The sequence below is a fragment of the Cupriavidus sp. USMAA2-4 genome (assembly GCF_001854305.1).
GTDB lineage: Bacteria > Pseudomonadota > Gammaproteobacteria > Burkholderiales > Burkholderiaceae > Cupriavidus > Cupriavidus malaysiensis.
On sequence record NZ_CP017748.1, the window covers coordinates 3,597,277 to 3,614,796 of the forward strand.

The window sequence follows — 17,520 nt, forward strand, 5'->3', positions numbered from 1 at the left end:
CACCTGCTTACAGGATGCCGGTGGCTTCGGTGAGCAGCCAGATGCCGATCACGAGCAGCACGGCGCCGATGGCGACGGTGAGGCCGAACTGCCCCCAGGTCTTGCGGCCGGTGTGGATTTCCGCGTAGGTCCCATAGGCGTGGTAGCAGACGCCGATGAACATGGACGCCACCACCAGCAGCGCCACGAGCATGATGATGTCGTAGCCGTAGTTGCGGATGGTCTCCATGATGCCGCTGCCGGTGCCCCGGGTCGGGTTCTCGATCGTCGGCAGGCCCTGTGCGAACGAAAGCGCGGGCAGCATGGCGGCACCCAGGGCCACGGTGGCGCGCTGGGCAAGGCGGGAGGTGAGGATGCGGTGTTGCATGGTCAGTCCTTTCAGATCAGGAGAGGAGGAAGAAACTCAGCACGAGGTACATCGCGACGAAGCGGATGCAGACGCCGAGGAACTGGCGCTGGTTGAGGCGGTTCTCCGCCCAGCCGACATAGGCCGTGCGGATGGCCCACACACCCCACACCAGCAGCACGGCGAAGACGGTGCCGACCAGCACAACCGTCATCGCGCCGGGCGCGACACCGCTGTTGGCCTGGAATGCGGAGAGCTGCGCGCCGTTCATGGCTTGCCCTCCGTGGTCGTCGTCGGCTCGGCGACCCGCTCGGTGCGGTAGTCGCCGGCCAGTTCGGAGGGGTCGCGCGGCTGGGCGCGGGACGGCGTGAGGTGGCCCTGGATGCCAGCGCGCACGCGCGCCAGGTCAGCCAGGAGCCGTGGGTAGTCGAAGTGGTAGCGCTCGCCCGGTGTGATGGGGGCATGCGCGGCGCTGTGCTCGACGCTGCGCTCCAGCGCGTCGAGCAGGCGCAGCGCGGCGACCAGCTCTTGACGTTGCGTCGGGGACTCGGCCAGCGCCATCGAGGATGGCCCCAACAGGAGGAGCATCACGAGAACAAGGGGAAGAAGGGGCACGCCGCGATGCGCGGCGCACAGCCAGATTGAAGCCACCATCGCGCCATTCCAGTGTGATCAGCAATGGCTTGATCGTGGAGAGCAGGGCGAATTCAGGCCGCAAACAATAAGAACCTGCGGATGACCGGATTGATGGCCTAGAGGTACTTCTTGAAGCTCCCTGCAGTCAGGCTCACGGCCAGTCCCAGCAAGGCCGCGCTCGGCAGCAGGATCAGCAGAGGATGCACCGAGATCGGTAGCGCCAGGTACGTGACCCAGGGCAGCACGGCCAGCGGCATCAGACTGGCTTTTGCTCGGTGGTAGATAAAGCCGGATTCCCGGCCCGCGCCGAACCGGCGCACGTCACGCCTCACCAGGCCGTCGATTAAACCAACAAATGCCGCCGTGAAGATCAGCGGCAGCGTAAGCACCAGGACCAACAGACGCACCAGGAAAGTAAGCGTAGTGAAGGCGGCGGCGATCAGGTAGCTTTCGGCCCAGACATAGACCTGGCTGATGAAGTAACGGAAGTTCCGCGCCTGCCCTTGGCTGGGCGCACGGGCGCGCTCTGCGGTCTGGCTCATGCGCTCCAGCAGTCCTGAGCGCACGAACACCCATTCGTAGCCAGTGTCCACCAGCGCATGCGCCGTGCGCCCCGGTTCCTGCACGACCACGCTGCGCGTGAAGTGATTGGACAGGTGCCCCAACTCGTACTGCAACATCTGCTGGGAGTGCTGCCAGCCCTGCTCCTTCCAGAACAGGTGCATGCCGATGCACTCCATCAGGATCGAGAACAGCAGCGAGCCGACCAGTATCCCGAGCAGGCGGAACGGCAAGGTGATGGTGCCGACGATCAGGCCCTGGCGGCGGTTCTGCTCACGCTGCGCAGTCGAGGCGGCGTCGCTCATGGCGCGGCCTCTTCGCTGGCCGTGTCGCCCGTGTCGGTGATGGGTGTGGCGATGGCCGCCTCATCGAGCAGGTCGTCCGGCAAGGCTGCGTCCTGCAAGACCGGGGAGCTGGTGAACTCCCACCACTGCGTGGCCTCGCTGTAGCTCTGGCGCATGTGCCCGGCCAGTTGCTGCAAGTCCGCCGGCATCACTTCATCCGGGTCTGGCGCCGGCAACGGCATGCGCACCTTCCAAAGCTGGCCGCCCTGCAGCAGCGCAAAGCACTGGCCTTTGGGCAGGCCGACGACGTGCGATGGCTCGATCATCGGCACGCTGGACATGCTGATGCGGTCTTGGGTGTTTGACGTAAAGTCTGTCGCTCCACGAATGTCGGAGCTGTCGGTTGCGCCGCTGACGATGGTGGTCGTATAGACCTCGACCTTCGGCAATTGCCGGGTTAGCAATTCAGCGGTAGCCGTCTCGCGCACGCGCAGCATGAACAGGTTGTTGAAGTTGCCGATCACCTGACCGGCCTTCGCGCGGTTGCCGATGCGTGCTTCGATGTCCGAGAGGGTCTGCGTGTACGCTGTGACTTGCAGGCCAGCGCCGCCGCCCTTGTTGATCAGCGGGATGAACTCGTCGCCCATCAACTCGTTGAACTCATCGGCATGGACGTTGATCGGCACGCGCGAGCCAGCCGATGCGCCCGGCAGGCCGTCGTCGATCCCGTGCTTGTAGATGTGGCCGGCGACCGAAACCAGGTCGGAGAACATGGAATTGCCGACCGCTGCGGCGACCTCGGCATCGGATAGCGCATCGAGGCCGACATAGACCACGGCGCGCTTTCGGATCACCTGCATCCAATCGAAGATCGGACGCGGGTCGGCCAGGTCGGAGTAGTTCGGGGCCAGAAGCTGGGCGATCTTGCCGCTGGTGAGCTTCTCCAGCAGCGGCAGCAGCGATGCGACGATCTTGTCGAAGTAGGTCTTGTCGTAGCGCACTGCCGAACGCAGGCCGTCGAGCACCGGGTCGTAGTTGCGAGCCTGCGAGAGGTACTGCTCCAGCGCCACCACGCGCTTTTCGCGCCCGATCATGTTGCGTGGGATGTTCTTCTCGTTGAGCTTGGCCTCGATCTGGACGATGACCTCCCAGGCCTTGGGCTCGGTCTTGGCGAAGTAGTGTTGGGCGTACTCTATGAACAGCGCGTCGATGTTGATCACATGGCGCTGGATCAGCATGTAGTCCGGGCGCTGCCCCAGTTCTACCAGGGCGCGGGCGATGATGTTGACGAAGCGCCACGCAAACTCGCGAAATGCCGCGCTGTTGCCTTCTCCGGAGAGCTGCCCGGCAACACGGGTGGCCACCTCGCTGATGCGCCCAAAGCGGCCCACGGCGTTGTAGCGCGCAGAAATGTCCGGCCAGCCCAAATGGAAGACATAGAACTCGCCCTCGCGGCCCGCACGCTTGGCCTCGACGTACACCCGTTTCAAAAGATCGGCGTCGCCCTTGGGGTCGATGACGATGACGACCTCGTGCTCGCCGTCGGCGTTCTTGCGCCGGATGTCCTGGGTCACGAACAACTCGGCCAGCCGCGTCTTGCCCACGCGCGTGGTGCCCAGAACCAGCGAATGCCCGACGCGCTCACCCAGCGGCAGGCTGACGTCCACCTCGTCGGGTTCGATGCCGTGCAGGCGCGGCAGGCCGCCCACAGGCGGCAGCGGGCGCACCGGGTTGAAAGGCACATCCCAGCCCGTGAGCGCGGGCAGCCGGGACAGCGGGAACGGCGCGAACTCCAGCCGCTCCTCCAGCCTGCGTGCCAGCCGGTAGGCCGGCGTCAGCTCGACGTAGCGGCGAAATTCCGGTCGGTACGTTTGCATCAGCCGATGGGTGTGTTTCTGCTCCCACAGAAACCCGCGTCCCACGAACAGACGCTGCTGGCTGACCGGCACGTCCTTGCTGGTCATCACGTAGCGCGGCAAGCGGCGAATGTTGCGCCGGTAGCGCAGGATGACGCGGGCATCGCGGTAGCGGATGGCGCCGTAGGCGCAGAACGCCAGCGCACTGCCGACGCCCATGGCCGGGCTCAGCGCGAGCGACCACGGGGCCACCAGGGACATAAACGCGGCGCCTGCACACGCCGCGACGGTATAGAACTCCACCGCTGGGCGCAGCAAAACCTCGACCGGCTGTTTCCCCGACATGGCTTCATTGCTCGATGCCGGTGGCTGTGATCAGCACCGGGTAATGCTGCAGACCCAGGCGCTCGGCCAGGTCGTCACCGACCACAGGCGCAAGGGGCACGCCCGGCACCAGGGCGCGCAGCCGTGCCAGGCCCTGCAGGGTCTCGACGTTAACCACCAGGCCGACTGCGCCGCGCCCGCGCAGCGAGCCCGCCTGGCGGCGCAGCCAGGCTTGGGACGCCTCGTCGTCGCCGACGACCACGAAAGGCCGCAAGCCCGGTGCCTCGATCACCCGCCGCGCGACGGTCCCAGGCGTGAGCTTGGCACTGCGCACCGGCAACATCGCGGCCTCGTCCATGGGCGTGGCGGACACCGGGAGCATCGGGATGGGCGGTCGGGCCGGGGCATTGGCGCGCGGCTGGAGGTGCAGAGCCTCGTAGTACGGCAGCGCCGACGTGCCGCCACGGTCTTCGACCACGATCAGGGGCTCTCCGGCGCGCGAGGCCAGTGGCAGAGCCGCCAGCAGCACGAGCAGGCCCTTCAGCGTGAGATTGGCCAGATGGAACTTCGTCATGGGGATGTCTCCTGGTGCGCAGCGAGGGCTGCAGCGGTTGGGCGCGTGCCCTGCACACGAGCAAGGTGGCGCGACACGCTGCGCCGATAGCGGGCAGCAGGTTCTCCGCCCGCAGGACGGTGGTAGCGACCGATCGCCAGCAACCAGTCCTCGCCAGTGGTGTGCTGCTCCTTCAGAATTTCAGCGGCGATGGCGAGGTTGCTGTATGGGTCGAGCAGGTCGCACGGGCTGGCGTAGCGCTGCTGGTGGTAGCCGAGGTTGATCTGACCCAGGCCCGCGTCGATGCGCGTGTGCGGCGTGGAGCGCATCGCCTGCTGCAAACCGGCGCAGGCGTCGGCACGAGTGGTGAAGCGGTGCGACTGGCCGGCGACGTTGAGGGACCACGGCCACGGGACGATGCGCCCGTTGCGCCGGATGCCGCTCTCCTGCAAGGCCACCGCGTAGAGCACCGTCGAGGGAATGCCAGCGCGCTGGGCGGCAAGCTGATAGGCCGGTGGCGGAACTTCCTGGGCATGGGCGGCGCAGACGCACAGCCCAGCAGCGAGCACCATTGCGCGCAACGGCACCATTACGGCTGACGTTGCCATTCGCCGTTCACCTCGCGCACGACTGCTGGAAGGTCTCCGGGCAAGCTCAGCGACAGCCACCGCCCGCCATCATGGTTGAGCGTGATGCCACCGCTGCGCACGCGCGCCGGATCGACGTTCGCACGCTTGGCCCAGTCGCGGATGCGTGTGTCGTCCTGGCGGCTGCCGACCATGTACAGGTCGAACTCGGTACCAGAGGATTGCAGGCGCTGCACGAGTTGCCCGCAGGCCGCGCAGCCGTCCTTGACGAACACGGCCGTGCGGCCTGAACCGCGCAAAGAATTGGCGTTTATGTCGGCGCTGGGCTTGTCGTCAGGCAGGTTCACCCGTTGCATGCCGGGATTGAGGCGCTGCCAGGCCGCGTCGTAGGCACGTTGGTAGGCGAGCAGCTTTTCGACGCGGCGCGCTTCGACCTGCACCTGCAGCTCTGCGTAGCGGCTCCGTTCCTCGTCGGTGCGCGCCTCGATGCCCAGGGCGGACAGTGGATCCAAGTTGGGCGAGTAGATGCCCAGCGGCCCGTCCATCAGTTCGCGATAGCGAGCCCACTCCTGCGGTTGCAGGCCCCAGTCGCCTGCCACTCGGTCGTCAAGGGTGCGGGTGGCAACGGGGCGCTCCTGGCTCTGCGCATTGCGGGCGGGGGCCGTGGCCGGCTGCTGCGCCCAGGCGGGAAACTGGGCAGACGCCAGCAGGAGCGCAGAAAGGATGATGGTTGGCTTCATGTCGCGTGCTCCGTTCAAGGGATCGCCACGCGACGGGTCTGGTCGTCGGCCTGGAACACGGCGGTGTTGCCTTCGACCGCCTGCAAGCGCCACGGGCCGAGCGCATCGCCGGGCAACAGCACCTCAAGCTGGTCGGGCGTGTAAGACCCGGCGCTCGGCGCAACGGAAAGGCTGCGTTGACCAGCGCGAAGCTCGGCACCGACGATTCGAAATGGCAGTGGCGGCGGTTCTGGTTTGGCGGTGGGCCTGCTCGGTGAGCGCGGCTGAGCGGGTGCTGCGGCGCGCGCAACGGTCTGGCGCGTCTTGATTTGCTCGACCTCGGTGCGCAGCGCCTGAAGGTCGTCAGCAGCGGCATAGCCGCTCAGCGTTGTCTCGACCTGGGCTGCGCGTGCTTCCAGGAGTTCGCGGGTGTCTTTGAGGTCTGCCGCTGTTGCGACGGCTGGACGCTGCTGGATGGCCTCAATGGCCTCGGCCAGGCCCACCGCCTGCGCTTCGAGACGTTGCAGGCGAGTATCAAGCCGCTTCTGGTCGGCCTGCTCGTTCACCGCCCGGTAGCCGAGAGCGACGAAAACGCTGAGGCTGATCAGCCAGAGCCACATCAGGCTCTGCAAAACCACGGCGGTGATCGGGCGGCGGGGAGACTGCGCGGCATTCATGGCTGGCCTCCCGAAACCGAAGGCATCAGCGGAAACGTCTGCACCGCCTCGGCAACAGGCGGCTCGTGTGCGTGCTCGGCGGTCGCACTGCCTCCAGGCTGCTCAAAGCAAATCTGCCGTGCCCGATCATTCGCGTGCAGTTCCCAGGCTGGGCCAGCCAGGGTGAGCAGCGCATCGCGCAAGGTCATGGGGCCAAGATGCAGGTGCGCCGCCGGCAGCGGGAGCGCATACAACTCGGTCACGGCGCTGGGCGTTTCGCAAAGCTGGTAGCCGCTGCGTTTGAGCACATGCCGCAGGCCATCGCCCACCGTGGCGCGTGCATCCTCGGGCATGGACACGTCGATGGTCTGCAACAGCAAGTCACGCTGCGCCGCCGTGGGTGCCAGTTCGACCAGCGTGTAGCGGCCATAGCGCACGACGGGAATGAACTCGGGTGCCTCGGGTTCGGGAACGGTTGAGACTTCTTCTATGGCGTCCGGCGCCAGCGGCACGGTGGTGGTCGCGCAGCCGCTGGCCAGCGCTGCGGCCAGGAGACCAGCGCCGACCAGACGCCGGGATACATGGGTTGCGGGCATGGCATCGGCTCTTCTGTTGCGATGCCGATACCTTGGCGGCGCGCCGCAGCGCGGTCAGCCAGGAATGCGAACTGGGTGGTGCCCGTTTTTTGATGGAGGCCGGATATCGCTCGACGTGGCCGCGATCACGATCGTCGGAATATGCACACGCTGCGCGCAGCGAGTAAACTGGCAAAAATAATTGATTGAGGTTGGCCCCCAACATGACGAGTACTAGCTTGACGTTCGACGTCAAAAATGACGATTACCTTGTATGGCAGGGGCAGATCGTGATGTCCCGTTCAGAAGAGCCGTACTTTCGTCAGTTGTTCGCGTGTCTCGCAAAAAAACTGCGCCCGAAACGCATCTTGGAAGTTGGGTTTGGTTTGGGAATTTCAGCGGATCTGATCCAACATTACCTGTGCCCTGCCGAACATCACATTGTTGAGATCGACAAAGGGATTTATGCCGACCTTCTGCAGTTTGCGGGGGAACGATTTGGGATTTTTTCGTATCTCGGAGACTGGCGCAGCACATCTCTTGCCACTCCCTTCGATTTGGTGTTCTATGACCCGTTTGATTATTCCTCTGATCCAGACGATATGATCAGCGAAGCAAGCTTGCTACGGCAGCTTGTGGGTACCACGGGAGTGGTTTGTCATCCGCATTTCGGCGATGGACCTCCCAGGATTTTGGAAGGCTTTCAAACCGTCATCCTTGAGCGATTTTTGGTTCCAGAGATTGAGATGGCGGACAGGTCGTGTTGTAGACACGCAGCTGCTGTCCTTTGCTTTCCTGAAAACTAAACTCAGGTAGGACGGGAGTCTGTCTTTAATCTTATCCAGCAAAGGATGAGCTGTGTGAATCCTGTCGGGGTGGCATCGATGAATCCAGCCACCTGCGCAGCGGTTCGTGACGCGATATTCGACCGACGCATATGGGCGTAGATGATATCGTGGGCACTTAGCGAGCAGGCTTTCGCATAGGCAACACGGCCAATTCCTCGCCCTTGGCTCTTAATGTTCAAGTAAATTTGCAGCGACGCATGTCGACCTATCGGAGGCTCATCAATCACGTTGATGAAGATTTCTCCGGCTCGAATACCGCCGACTTCAATTCGCCACTTTTCACCACCTGGGCCTTTGCCTTTCCCTTGTGTTCCTGCGACCGATATCAGCTGCACTTCATTGGGTGAAACCTTTGCTGCTGCGATTTTTGGTTTGACGATCCGAGGCTTTGGCGTCTCCTTAGCCGGACGTCTACGTTTAGGCAAATTGGAGCGGGTAGGAGTCACAGGATTTTCATTAGACCAGCCCGCAAATGCCGGTCAACAGGTTGCCAGAACTCTGCCGGGAAGAATCCTGGGGAGTACGCAATAGATACATCTTCAATGATTGCTTTTGATTCAGCTAGAGCATTAATCAGCTCATCAACTTTGACGAGCATTGTTGGTAGGCCCGGATCAAGTCGGAACGGATTTAGAGGCCAATCCGAATCACCATCATATCGATTGTTAAAGTAGTCCATATCAATATGAACAAGCGCAGGACGACCTTCAATGTTGCGTGACCACTTCGCGGCATCACTGGTTCCTAGATAATTCTCAGTATCTGGCGTGCCCTCACTGGCTTCAATAACAAGCCGTTTGGCGTTTGGATCTAGTAGTGTGTCAGAGACACTGGTGAGAGAGAGAGTTTGCCGCACGTCGGCGTGCATCTTCGGCGGCTGGCAGAGGTGTCGTATGTTTACTTTCGGGCACTGCCATAAAAATGGTGTCATGAAACTGCCCATCCCAATAGCACCGCTTTGAATGGCTCGCTCAACTGTTGAGGGAGCCGTCAAGCGCACCTCTTCGTTTGTGATAGCGTCAATTAGTGTGCCGTTGATCACATGTAGTCGCGGCGACCCCAGATCACGGTGATCGTCTACGTGTAGGATGACGGCTTGCTCGCTTGTACTGGATGGAACTTGAGTCAGCCATTCACACCAGCTCAAAAGCGTCCACGTGTCATAGAGCGAGGTGATAATGCGACCCTCGCGCCACCGCTCTGACCACATGGAACTTAACGAGACTCCTCGTTGCCACCAGTGCAGGCCGACGTCTAAGGCGGGATCAACATGCCGCTTCGAATCGTTGGGCCAACATAGGTGAAGAAGGACATCGTTGCCAGACTCGATCGTAATTGCATCCTTGTCGCAGAAGTAGTCTCGCAAAAAGCCATGCCAAGTGGCGCGATTTTCTGGGAGTAAGGTTCTTGGTACGCGCACACGCTACTCCTGTGCTCCGGCTCTTAATACAGCAGCCAATGCGCGACCCGTAGCAGTCAGAGGACATCCGGCCAGAGTGCGGAACGCTTCCTTCAAACGGGCATCAGTATCCATCAGCTGATTTTCTGCACGCATTTTCATTCGATCTAGTTCTAAGGAGCGGACATATTTCCAGAAGCGACGAAGTTCGACAAAAACGAAAACGGCATGAAACAATCCTGACGGCGGGCGAAGGTCTTCGCGCCAAGGAGAGTCCACCTTGAGGTTAGTCGGTTCAACCATAGGTGCAAGTCGCTCTAAAAGATAAAGCTTCTGATGGCGGTATTCATGGAGGAGAGAATCTGCGAGGTCGTAGGCGTCTATTAGCTTGCCCCCTTGCATCACCGAGACATAAAGCGTACCAGGTACAGCGTTATCGCTGAAAGACACGATCTTTTCCGGATCAGCTGCTGGATCTCGGATAAATTGAACCGCCCGACAGATTCCTCGTAGCTCTCGCGCGATAGCTGGGCGCCAAGCATGTAGGATATCAAGGGCTTCATCCAGCAATGGCTCTACCGCAGACAGGATGTCCTGATCCTCAAAATAAATAGCGTTACCAAAGGGGCGACGCAGCCATGGATCGTTAGCATGAACTTCAGGCGACTGCTCAAGTGAACCTTGCACTCTAGCCAGCATCCAATGTATGTATCCATCGTCCCAGCTAAGAGGATTCCCATCAACGGAACTTACTGGGCGGCCGGCAGCGATAGTCAGCATGGCATTGCTCCATGCAATCACTCCAGGCCTCTGTGCAAGGATGTTGATAGTAGATGGTGATTCAAGCAGCGCTTTTGCGCCTGCGCACTCCTCGGAACCGCTGTCGGAGCCTTCAAGCAAAAGTAATGCTCGTTGCAACTCTGAAGACTGCTCCAATATTGCGCTTTCCCAAAGAGATTTAACGATCTCTCCGGAAGTTTCCGCACACTCAAACGCTTTCAAATCACAGTCATAATGTACTGGCGTGTCTACTGGCTTTGGTTGATCAAGCGAGTTGACGATGCGCTCCTGTACATGATGAATCAGGGCTCGCATCTCCTTGCAATAGATCGTTGGATTCATGAACCCGTTCGATCCGTACCTGTGCGGAAGGGAACCTCCACCGCACAAATCAACAACATCACAACTGCGGCAGCTAGCGCACAGGCCGTCTTTTTTCAGTAGTGAGCGATGAGTCGCGAGGGCCGCGGAAGCAGCCACATCTGAAATGGGCGTGTCTTTTACGTTGCCGTTAAGTCGAGTCGCGCCGTGGGATACTACCTTGAGCACATCCAGGTCATGGTAGGTTCCGTCGGTTTCTATTGTGATGAGACTCACATCACCGAAGCCAAAAGCATCAGTCTGCGATGGCATACCTGTAACAGCATCAAGTAACGCCTCGAAAGTGCGCACCTGTAAGCCGGGGTATTCATCGAACCAGAGATCAAAAGCGTTAATGAGCCATTTCTCGTAGATGTCCGGTTGTTCTAGTCGTCCCGGCGGCAGGCGAAGATGATGCGCATCCGGTAATAGAAAATCAACCTGGGGTACTTGCTGCTCACTAAAAAATTTTAATAGATGGCTCGGCGGTACACGAGGGTCAATGACAGCAATCACACCAGAAAACACATCCGGCGTGCTTCGTAAAAGTTGCAGCGCCCGATAGGTTCGGTCGAAACTTGATCGACCGCGACGAGATGTTCGGTGCAGATCATTCGCAGCCTTCGGGCCGTCCAAACTTAATGAAATGCCAATGTTGGCGTTTGCGAATTGAGCGATCACTTCTTTCGTAAGCAAGAGTCCATTGGTTTGCATCCCAATGTCCAACTGCACGTCATCACCCACAGCCTCGCGCAGCCTAGCTGCAAAATTCACGAGTTCAGCGCTACCCATTAATAGAGGTTCACCCCCGTGGAAAATAACAACGCAGTGCCGTATGCCAGCGTCACGCAGGTACGATGCTAGCCTCAAGGAAAATGCTTCGCGATCCTGAGTAGACAGAAACTTAGGCATCGACCGCCAGCTCTGATCCTCATGATGATAGACGTAGCAATAGTCGCAATCCAGATTGCATCTGGACGCGACTTTAACGAGGAATGAGGTCAGTCGAATTTCGTCGGCTGAAGCAGGCATCACGAGCGGTTGTGTCTGTGATGCATCCGGTCATAGCTCGTGATGACGTCACTAGCGTCTGCACTTTTCAAGATCCGTGCTTGGAGGCGCTGCAAGGCGGGATTGGCATACTCTCCACGCACAATTACGTCACGCAACTGGCTCTGCTGGGCGGAATCCTTGTGCTGCGGCAGCTGAATCGCGCTCGAAATCATAAGTCAAATCTCCTTGATGGTCGATGTCGAATATTGTGCGGAGGCAGATAAATTGTGCCGAATCTTACCTGATGATTCAAATTGAGGGCAATGATAGCAGGACCAGTACGCAAAGAACCTTGAAAAACGCAGCTCCGCCCACGAAGAACGCGGACGAGGCTGCAAGGTGGGAACAACAGAAAGCCGGCGGCGCTAGGCCGACGATGGCGTGGAAATCAGGCGGTGACCAACTGCCGGGCCAGTGCAACCTCGACGGAATCACCGTCCTGGTTCAGAACATCCAGCCCCGATTCGGGCACATCGCCCGAGGTGGACTGCGAGACCATGATCTTCTTGGCCATCAGTTCCAGGCAGGTCATCTGCGAGGAACCGGCATAGCCGAGGTAGATCACGCGCACGGGCTGTTTCTGCCCGATGCGCCAGGAGCGGCGTGCTGCCTGTTGGAGCGAGTACACGTTGTAGCCACTTTGCATGAACACAATCGTCGGGAACTCCAGCAGGTCCAGCCCCGTCTTGACCAGCTCGGGATTGGTGACGAGCACGTCGATGCCGCGGTCCAGTTGCTCGGCGATCCAGTCCTCGCGGCGGCTGGCATCCACGCTTGCGCGCAGCACCGCCACCTTGAAGCCTTCCTGCTCCAGCAGCCCCTTCAGGCGCGACGTGGTGTCGCGCGTGCCGGTATAGACCGTGTATGCCAGAACCTTGCGGCCCTGCTCCTTCTCCGCTTTGCAGATATCGATCAGCTCACGCTCCTTGGGACTGATCTCGAACTCATTGAACTGAGCCGGGACAAACGCCAAGGTGTTGCGCGTGCGTGGATGCACCACGGTCTCCGACCGGAAGCAGCAATCCGGCCAGGCCAGCAGCACGTTGAGGACCACGCCCAGCAAGGTCGTGTCGCGTCGCGCCAGAGCCTGTTTCAGCTCTGCGGTCAGCCGACCCGCCAAATCGCGGTAGGCCGCAGCTTGCGCCACGTCCATCTGGACTTCACGAAACTCCTCGTCATACGGCGGCAGGACGTTGCCACCGATGTCCTTGAGCTTGAGAAAGATCGTGAACGGCAGGATGCAGCGCAAGACGCCTTTCGGCCCGAAGCCGGGAGCCTTGACCGTGCGCACCGATACCTTGGTGCCCTTGGCCGTCTTGTGCGCCGTGCCGGCGCTCTCGGAGTAGATGTCCTTGAGGACGCCGTGATCGCGCATGAACGCCATCGCAGCCGAGGTCATGCTGCCGCTCGTGGTCGGGCGGTAGCCGTCTTCGATCATCCGTCCAGGCAATGCCCGGAACAGCAGATAGAACAGATCATCGCCGTAGCCGCCCATCAGCGTGCCGGTCAGCAGCAAGGTCTTGCGAGCCTTCGCCGCCAGCACGCCCATGGCTTGGCCCTGGGCACTGCCACCGTTCTTGTACTCGTGTGCCTCGTCGGCGATGAGCAGGTCGAACGTGCCTTGCGGCAGGTAGCGTTTGATGAACTCGGACGGTTGGTAGCCGCCCTCGCCAAAGCCAAACTCCATGTTGGCCATCGCACGTTCCATGCGCGTGGCCTGACGGTCAGAAAACACCAGCTCGCCGTTGCCATCCATGAGGTTGATGAACTCGTGGATGTTGTCGCCGAGCATCGACGCCAGGAAACCGTCACCGAACTTCTGCATCAGCTTCTGCGCGGTAACCTCCCCGATAGTCGGGATGCGCTTCAAGGCTTTGAGGACGACCGAGGACTGGTCGCTGCCGGACAGACTACGCGGGCGGATCAGCGTCCACAGGGGCGCGGCGCAGTGGCTGCACTTCCTGCGGGACTCCTCGGCTTCGAGCGCGACCGGGTTGGCCGGCTCGCCGTCGAGGTCGGTGATGAGCGTGCCGCAGTCCGGGCAGGCTGCCACGTCGCCGTGGCGGGTGCGCCGCTGGGTGAAGACCGGCTTCCAGTGGAAGCCCATCCGCATTCTGACGCGCCCCAGGATGAAAAACTCCTGGCCTGTGGGCTGCACACCCAACTGCTCGCGCAGCTTGATGAGCTTGACCAGCGTGTCCGGGCCATTGAGCACCCAGACCTTGGCGCCGGCCACCGTCTCCTGGATCTCGCGCCGCCACTTGTAGACCAGGTGGGGAGGCGAAAGCACCAGGGTGCGGCGGTAGCCTTCGGCGTTGAGCACCGCGGCCGTGGCGATGCCGACGGTCGTCTTGCCGCAGCCCATTTCGCCATTGACGATCGCAGCGCGTTCGCCTTGATCGACCAGCAGCTCGGCTGCGGCATGGACAACGTCGGCCTGGGCCTGGAACAGCTTGCGCTTGAGGCTGGCAACGACGAGCTGTCGCAGCGCCTGTGCTTGACCAACATAGACCGGCGGGTTGGCGCGGTTGAGAGAGTCAAGCAGTTCGTCGCCGAACTCGCCGACAAAATCCTGAAGGCTCAGGGTGAGATGGTTGGATTCCGCTTCAAGCAGATCGCCTTGTGCGGGTGCAGTCTCGATGGCAGTGGTTTCAAGATCGGTAGACATGGTGGTGCTCCAAAAAAAGAATGAGGCATGCACCACCCCAGCGGAGCGATGACATGCCCCGTGGTGGGAAGAGAGACGGCGAACCGTCGGTGCTTGGACAGTGCAGGCACTCGTGGCCTGCGGTGACAACTCGCGGTCAGTACTCGGACGGCAGCACGATGCGGGTCGCTCTGCGATCTGCTTCGGTGAAGATATGGATGCTCAGGTCACGGGTGACGACGTAAAACGAATCGAGGCGTTCGCCAGACTCCAACGCAGCGTTGTTCTGCTGCCATTGGTAGTCCGCGACGTCGCCCCAGTCGCCACGCATGTGGCGTTCGAAAAACGGCATGGGATCGAGCCGGCCTTCGTTCATCAGGCGTTCGACGCCTTCGCTGAACTCCAGTGCACCGATCTCGAACAGCCGTTTGCGGCGATGCTTGTCATGTTGGTTGGATGTCATGTGGCTTTCTTCTGAGTAGAGGGGCTACAGCACCCTTGAGGGGTGTCGGTGGCCCCGCGTTGGAGAAGATCAGTACTCGCTGGGCAACAGCAGCGTGGTGACGCTGCGATCCCATTCGGTGATGATCCAGAGCTTCAGGCCGGGTGTGACCTGGTAGGAAGAGAACAGGCGATCCTCACCGGACTTCAGCGCGGCATCGTTCTGCCGCCTGTCGCTGTCGTCGAGGTCGCCCCAGTCGCCACCGAGGTGGCGGCGCAGATACGGAATCGGGTTGAATTGGCCCTGTTGGATCAGGTCATCGACGCCGCAGGTCATGACCACCTGGCCGGGCGAGAAGCGCAGGCTCGGGGTCTGGCTGATGGAAAGTGCTTGGGCTGCCATGGAAGGCTCCTGGAGATGGAGGGGCCACGGCACCCCATCGGGGCGACTGGACCCCGGTGGGTGGAAAAAATCGACGGCGAACCGCCGGCGGTGGAGAAACGATCAGCGAATGGTCAACACCTCGCCCCGCGTGGCGGAGCCAGGCGTCATGTCCCATGCACGGATGACGGGAACGAACTTGTCGGTGAGGATGCGCGTCTCGGCAATCGAGCCGTCTTCGCGTTCGGTGAATTCCCGCTGGAGCGTCTTGTCCTTGTGGGTGTCACCTTTAACGACGAGCACGCGCCCCGTCTTGGATTGCACGACTCCCGAGATCGCGCCTGCGGCCAGAGCCAGGGCGAGATGCCAGTGGGACAAGGCCCGCGCCGGTGGACGCAGCGTCTGCTGCGCAGACCCCAACTGCGTATCCCGCGACGGCCAGAGGCCTTGCAGCCTGCCAACCTCATCGGCGAACTGCTCCGGCTCCATCGTCACGCGGAAGAAATGCCCCGGCTCCGCCGGGCTGGCGGGGACGATGTACGGCAGGAACGGCCATTCGCTCGGCAGCTCCTCGGCTTCGACTTCGCCAAGCCCAACCTGCAGCAGCAGATTGCGCACGGCCTTGATGCCATCGGGCGTCTGCTCGCGCTGGCGCACCCGGCGTCCGAAGATCACCACCTGCTTGAACTGCGTTTCCACCGCTCGGTAGATCCGCAGGTCTGTGTAGTGGCGCGTCAGCCAGCCGACCAGCTCCGCGTCGAGCACGTAGCCGGGGACAATGAAGACCAGCACGCCGCCGTACTGCAGCAGGGGCAGCGTGCGCTGGTAGAACAGCTTTTCGAGGCGGGCACGGCCCTGACCCTGATAGCCAATGTTGCCGTTGACGTCCTTGGACAGGTCGCCATACGGCGGATTGAGCCAGAGCAGCCCAAAGGACTGTTTGGAGATCATCGTATCCATCAGGTCCGCGTGCAGGCAGTGATCGACCAGGCTGCGGGCATGGCGCGCCCGCTCTGCGTCGAACTCGACGGCGAACGCCCTGGCCTGCTCGCGCCCGAGGGCATGAGCCGCTTCGGCGATTGCCACGCCTTCGCCGGCACAGGGGTCGAGGATGCACATCGGCCCATTGGATTCAGGCGCACTGGGCATCAGTGCATTGAGGGCTCTTTCGAGCGTCGGTTCGTCGGTCGGGAAGTACCCGTTCTTCACAAAGTTGCGGGCGAGCCGCGGGAACATGAGCGCCATGGAAGTCTCCTGGTTGGCGGGATGAATGGCGCAGGCGGGCCTTGGCGTGCCTGCGCAGGTGCTTCAAGCCGCTGCCGTTTCCGGCGTCCAAATCTTGGCCGGGTATGGGTAGGCGGTGAGCACGTCACTGCGGATCAGCGAGCCGAGCGCCTGGGTCAGCGCCGGCACGTCGATGGCGAGCTGATGGCCCACCAAAGGCCCGAGGGCGAATGGCAGGCGGGTCAGCATCTCGTGGCTTTGCAGCAGTTCCAGCACGGTTTCGCGCCAGTGGTCGAGCAATGGCAGTGGGCAGGTGTCCTGCACCAATGTCCACAGGCGGTCAAGCCGGTGGTCGCTATCGCGGGGCAGCAATGCCAGTGCGCTGGCGTTGGCTTTGTCGGGCTTGACGCAGCGCCGATCGAACAGCCACACGTTGGACAGCGAACCGAACAGCGTTCGCCGGTAGGCGCGGGTCATGCGCTTTTCCAGGCGATCGACGTTGCCGACGAACACCGGGACGCTGCCGCCCTGGTCGGTGATGACGTGGAACTGCTCCAGCCCCTGTTCGTCGCGCCCGAGGGTCAGGCGAGCCAGGAACTGCTGGGCGGCGGTGTCTCGCGCCCAGATCGACAGAAAGATCAGGTTGCCCTGGTCATCGCCGACGCAAGCGTCGGCCATCACGTCCGGGCATTCGTCGATGCGGTACAGCGTGGTGGAAGAAGTGTTTGCGGGCATGGTGGTGTCCTCGGATGAACGGGAACAGCACCGCCCGCAGGGGGCAAGTGCTGCCCTTGGGGTGGAAGGAAAAACGCCCTGGTTCAGACCGTCAGCGTCGCATCTGGAGCGGTGGTCGCCTTGGATGTGCGCCGCCGTGCGTGGTAGGCGCGAACGCCTGCACGCCATTCGGCGGACTGCTCCGGTGCGAGGTCCAGATAGGACAGCGGGCACGAGTAGTAGTACGGGTGCATGGATTCGTCCAGCGGCTTGTAGCCCCACTGGCCGCCGCTGCGTTCCAGAAGATCGCAGCGGATGGTGCACAGGGATTGGCCCGGTGTGAGATCACGGTGTACGCCTTCGGCCTTGGCTGTGACTTGCGCAACGGACCAGAGGACGTTGCCACGCAGCGCGTGGGCGATGACCTTGACGCTGGCGCGCTCGGTCTCTTGCGGTGCGATCAGCTCCGCGATCAGTTCAGACCGCGATTGGGGTGAGAAATACCAGCCCATGAGAGGCCTCCTGGAAAAATTGAGCCAGAAGCCTCCCCGGTGGGGAAGACCCCCGGCGGGTGG

General features: G+C 61.7%; 21 protein-coding genes. 1 reads left to right on the forward strand and 20 read right to left on the reverse strand.

The window, feature by feature from the left end; translation table 11 throughout:
* Window positions 1–7 precede the first annotated feature (7 nt).
* The 10 genes from BKK79_RS15950 to pilL2 form a co-directional block, all read right to left on the reverse strand.
* Complete coding sequence (locus tag BKK79_RS15950; RefSeq protein WP_071038049.1) at window positions 8–367, reverse strand: TIGR03745 family integrating conjugative element membrane protein; 360 nt, start codon at window positions 365–367, stop codon at window positions 8–10.
* Window positions 368–383: 16 nt separating this feature from the next.
* Entirely contained in the window at window positions 384–617 is a 234-nt protein-coding gene (locus BKK79_RS15955) for a TIGR03758 family integrating conjugative element protein (protein WP_071038050.1), read from the reverse strand.
* Window positions 614–1,000 carry an integrative conjugative element protein, RAQPRD family gene (locus BKK79_RS15960; RefSeq protein ID WP_071038051.1) on the reverse strand — a complete coding sequence of 129 codons (387 nt, stop codon included), beginning with the start codon at window positions 998–1,000 and terminating at the stop codon, window positions 614–616. Before BKK79_RS15960 ends, BKK79_RS15955 begins: the two co-directional genes overlap by 4 nt.
* Window positions 1,001–1,098: 98 nt before the next feature.
* Window positions 1,099–1,848: a TIGR03747 family integrating conjugative element membrane protein gene (locus tag BKK79_RS15965; RefSeq protein ID WP_071038052.1), complete on the reverse strand. Its 750-nt coding sequence runs from the start codon at window positions 1,846–1,848 to the stop codon at window positions 1,099–1,101.
* Window positions 1,845–4,028 carry a type IV conjugative transfer system coupling protein TraD gene (traD, locus tag BKK79_RS15970; RefSeq protein ID WP_071038053.1) on the reverse strand — a complete coding sequence of 728 codons (2,184 nt, stop codon included), beginning with the start codon at window positions 4,026–4,028 and terminating at the stop codon, window positions 1,845–1,847. Before traD ends, BKK79_RS15965 begins: the two co-directional genes overlap by 4 nt.
* Before the next feature lie 4 nt (window positions 4,029–4,032).
* Window positions 4,033–4,581, reverse strand: a complete 549-nt coding sequence (locus tag BKK79_RS15975; RefSeq protein WP_071038054.1) for an integrating conjugative element protein — start codon at window positions 4,579–4,581, stop codon at window positions 4,033–4,035.
* Complete coding sequence (locus BKK79_RS15980; RefSeq protein ID WP_442873254.1) at window positions 4,578–5,150, reverse strand: transglycosylase SLT domain-containing protein; 573 nt, start codon at window positions 5,148–5,150, stop codon at window positions 4,578–4,580. Before BKK79_RS15980 ends, BKK79_RS15975 begins: the two co-directional genes overlap by 4 nt.
* The gene (locus tag BKK79_RS15985; RefSeq protein WP_071038056.1) at window positions 5,150–5,887 is read right to left on the reverse strand and encodes a TIGR03759 family integrating conjugative element protein; all 738 of its coding nucleotides are present in this window, start codon (window positions 5,885–5,887) and stop codon (window positions 5,150–5,152) included. Before BKK79_RS15985 ends, BKK79_RS15980 begins: the two co-directional genes overlap by 1 nt.
* A 14-nt stretch (window positions 5,888–5,901) precedes the next feature.
* Window positions 5,902–6,543 carry a hypothetical protein gene (locus BKK79_RS15990; RefSeq protein ID WP_071038057.1) on the reverse strand — a complete coding sequence of 214 codons (642 nt, stop codon included), beginning with the start codon at window positions 6,541–6,543 and terminating at the stop codon, window positions 5,902–5,904.
* Entirely contained in the window at window positions 6,540–7,118 is a 579-nt protein-coding gene (gene pilL2 / locus BKK79_RS15995; protein WP_071038058.1) for a PFGI-1 class ICE element type IV pilus protein PilL2, read from the reverse strand. The genes BKK79_RS15990 and pilL2 overlap by 4 nt, the downstream gene beginning before the upstream one ends.
* A 218-nt stretch (window positions 7,119–7,336) precedes the next feature.
* Here pilL2 and BKK79_RS40370 point away from each other — a divergent pair, with 218 nt between their 5' ends.
* Window positions 7,337–7,903, forward strand: a complete 567-nt coding sequence (locus tag BKK79_RS40370; RefSeq protein WP_143498305.1) for a hypothetical protein — start codon at window positions 7,337–7,339, stop codon at window positions 7,901–7,903.
* A gap of 2 nt (window positions 7,904–7,905) precedes the next feature.
* Here BKK79_RS40370 and BKK79_RS40375 read toward each other — a convergent pair whose 3' ends face one another.
* The 10 genes from BKK79_RS40375 to BKK79_RS16030 form a co-directional block, all read right to left on the reverse strand.
* Window positions 7,906–8,391, reverse strand: a complete 486-nt coding sequence (locus BKK79_RS40375) for a GNAT family N-acetyltransferase (protein WP_157128431.1) — start codon at window positions 8,389–8,391, stop codon at window positions 7,906–7,908.
* Entirely contained in the window at window positions 8,388–8,987 is a 600-nt protein-coding gene (locus BKK79_RS40380) for a hypothetical protein (RefSeq protein WP_157128432.1), read from the reverse strand. Before BKK79_RS40380 ends, BKK79_RS40375 begins: the two co-directional genes overlap by 4 nt.
* 381 nt (window positions 8,988–9,368) lie before the next feature.
* A complete protein-coding gene (gene yhhB, locus BKK79_RS39090) occupies window positions 9,369–11,516 on the reverse strand; it encodes a cyclophane-forming radical SAM/SPASM peptide maturase YhhB (RefSeq protein WP_084084753.1) in 2,148 nt (715 codons plus the stop codon).
* Window positions 11,516–11,710, reverse strand: a complete 195-nt coding sequence (gene yhhA / locus BKK79_RS16000; RefSeq protein ID WP_071038059.1) for a YhhA family cyclophane-containing RiPP — start codon at window positions 11,708–11,710, stop codon at window positions 11,516–11,518. The genes yhhB and yhhA overlap by 1 nt, the downstream gene beginning before the upstream one ends.
* A gap of 215 nt (window positions 11,711–11,925) precedes the next feature.
* Window positions 11,926–14,205 (reverse strand): helicase-related protein, encoded by a 2,280-nt coding sequence (locus BKK79_RS16005; protein ID WP_071038060.1) that lies wholly within the window; start codon window positions 14,203–14,205, stop codon window positions 11,926–11,928.
* A 136-nt stretch (window positions 14,206–14,341) separates the two neighbouring features.
* On the reverse strand, window positions 14,342–14,647 hold the full coding sequence (locus tag BKK79_RS16010; protein ID WP_071038061.1) for a hypothetical protein: 306 nt from the start codon (window positions 14,645–14,647) through the stop codon (window positions 14,342–14,344).
* A 69-nt stretch (window positions 14,648–14,716) separates the two neighbouring features.
* On the reverse strand, window positions 14,717–15,028 hold the full coding sequence (locus tag BKK79_RS16015; RefSeq protein ID WP_012251142.1) for a hypothetical protein: 312 nt from the start codon (window positions 15,026–15,028) through the stop codon (window positions 14,717–14,719).
* 102 nt (window positions 15,029–15,130) lie between these two features.
* The gene (locus BKK79_RS16020) at window positions 15,131–16,279 is read right to left on the reverse strand and encodes a DUF6094 domain-containing protein (protein WP_442873255.1); all 1,149 of its coding nucleotides are present in this window, start codon (window positions 16,277–16,279) and stop codon (window positions 15,131–15,133) included.
* A gap of 36 nt (window positions 16,280–16,315) precedes the next feature.
* Window positions 16,316–16,966, reverse strand: coding sequence for a hypothetical protein (locus BKK79_RS16025; RefSeq protein ID WP_008268678.1), 651 nt, complete (start codon window positions 16,964–16,966; stop codon window positions 16,316–16,318).
* Between the two features lie 83 nt (window positions 16,967–17,049).
* Complete coding sequence (locus BKK79_RS16030; protein ID WP_071038063.1) at window positions 17,050–17,457, reverse strand: hypothetical protein; 408 nt, start codon at window positions 17,455–17,457, stop codon at window positions 17,050–17,052.
* Window positions 17,458–17,520 lie beyond the last annotated feature (63 nt).

What these genes read in the sequence shown, in the direction of transcription:
- BKK79_RS16030 (WP_071038063.1), bottom strand. Translation starts at nt 17,457, where the DNA reads ATGGGCTGGTATTTCTCACCCCAATCGCGGTCTGAACTGATCGCGGAG.
- pilL2 (WP_071038058.1), bottom strand. Translation starts at nt 7,118, where the DNA reads ATGCCCGCAACCCATGTATCCCGGCGTCTGGTCGGCGCTGGTCTCCTG.
- BKK79_RS15965 (WP_071038052.1), bottom strand. Translation starts at nt 1,848, where the DNA reads ATGAGCGACGCCGCCTCGACTGCGCAGCGTGAGCAGAACCGCCGCCAG.
- yhhA (WP_071038059.1), bottom strand. Translation starts at nt 11,710, where the DNA reads ATGATTTCGAGCGCGATTCAGCTGCCGCAGCACAAGGATTCCGCCCAG.
- BKK79_RS15990 (WP_071038057.1), bottom strand. Translation starts at nt 6,543, where the DNA reads ATGAATGCCGCGCAGTCTCCCCGCCGCCCGATCACCGCCGTGGTTTTG.
- traD (WP_071038053.1), bottom strand. Translation starts at nt 4,028, where the DNA reads ATGTCGGGGAAACAGCCGGTCGAGGTTTTGCTGCGCCCAGCGGTGGAG.
- BKK79_RS15980 (WP_442873254.1), bottom strand. Translation starts at nt 5,150, where the DNA reads ATGGTGCCGTTGCGCGCAATGGTGCTCGCTGCTGGGCTGTGCGTCTGC.
- BKK79_RS16025 (WP_008268678.1), bottom strand. Translation starts at nt 16,966, where the DNA reads ATGCCCGCAAACACTTCTTCCACCACGCTGTACCGCATCGACGAATGC.
- BKK79_RS15985 (WP_071038056.1), bottom strand. Translation starts at nt 5,887, where the DNA reads ATGAAGCCAACCATCATCCTTTCTGCGCTCCTGCTGGCGTCTGCCCAG.
- BKK79_RS16005 (WP_071038060.1), bottom strand. Translation starts at nt 14,205, where the DNA reads ATGTCTACCGATCTTGAAACCACTGCCATCGAGACTGCACCCGCACAA.
- yhhB (WP_084084753.1), bottom strand. Translation starts at nt 11,516, where the DNA reads ATGCCTGCTTCAGCCGACGAAATTCGACTGACCTCATTCCTCGTTAAA.
- BKK79_RS16010 (WP_071038061.1), bottom strand. Translation starts at nt 14,647, where the DNA reads ATGACATCCAACCAACATGACAAGCATCGCCGCAAACGGCTGTTCGAG.
- BKK79_RS15950 (WP_071038049.1), bottom strand. Translation starts at nt 367, where the DNA reads ATGCAACACCGCATCCTCACCTCCCGCCTTGCCCAGCGCGCCACCGTG.
- BKK79_RS15960 (WP_071038051.1), bottom strand. Translation starts at nt 1,000, where the DNA reads ATGGTGGCTTCAATCTGGCTGTGCGCCGCGCATCGCGGCGTGCCCCTT.
- BKK79_RS16015 (WP_012251142.1), bottom strand. Translation starts at nt 15,028, where the DNA reads ATGGCAGCCCAAGCACTTTCCATCAGCCAGACCCCGAGCCTGCGCTTC.
- BKK79_RS15955 (WP_071038050.1), bottom strand. Translation starts at nt 617, where the DNA reads ATGAACGGCGCGCAGCTCTCCGCATTCCAGGCCAACAGCGGTGTCGCG.
- BKK79_RS15975 (WP_071038054.1), bottom strand. Translation starts at nt 4,581, where the DNA reads ATGACGAAGTTCCATCTGGCCAATCTCACGCTGAAGGGCCTGCTCGTG.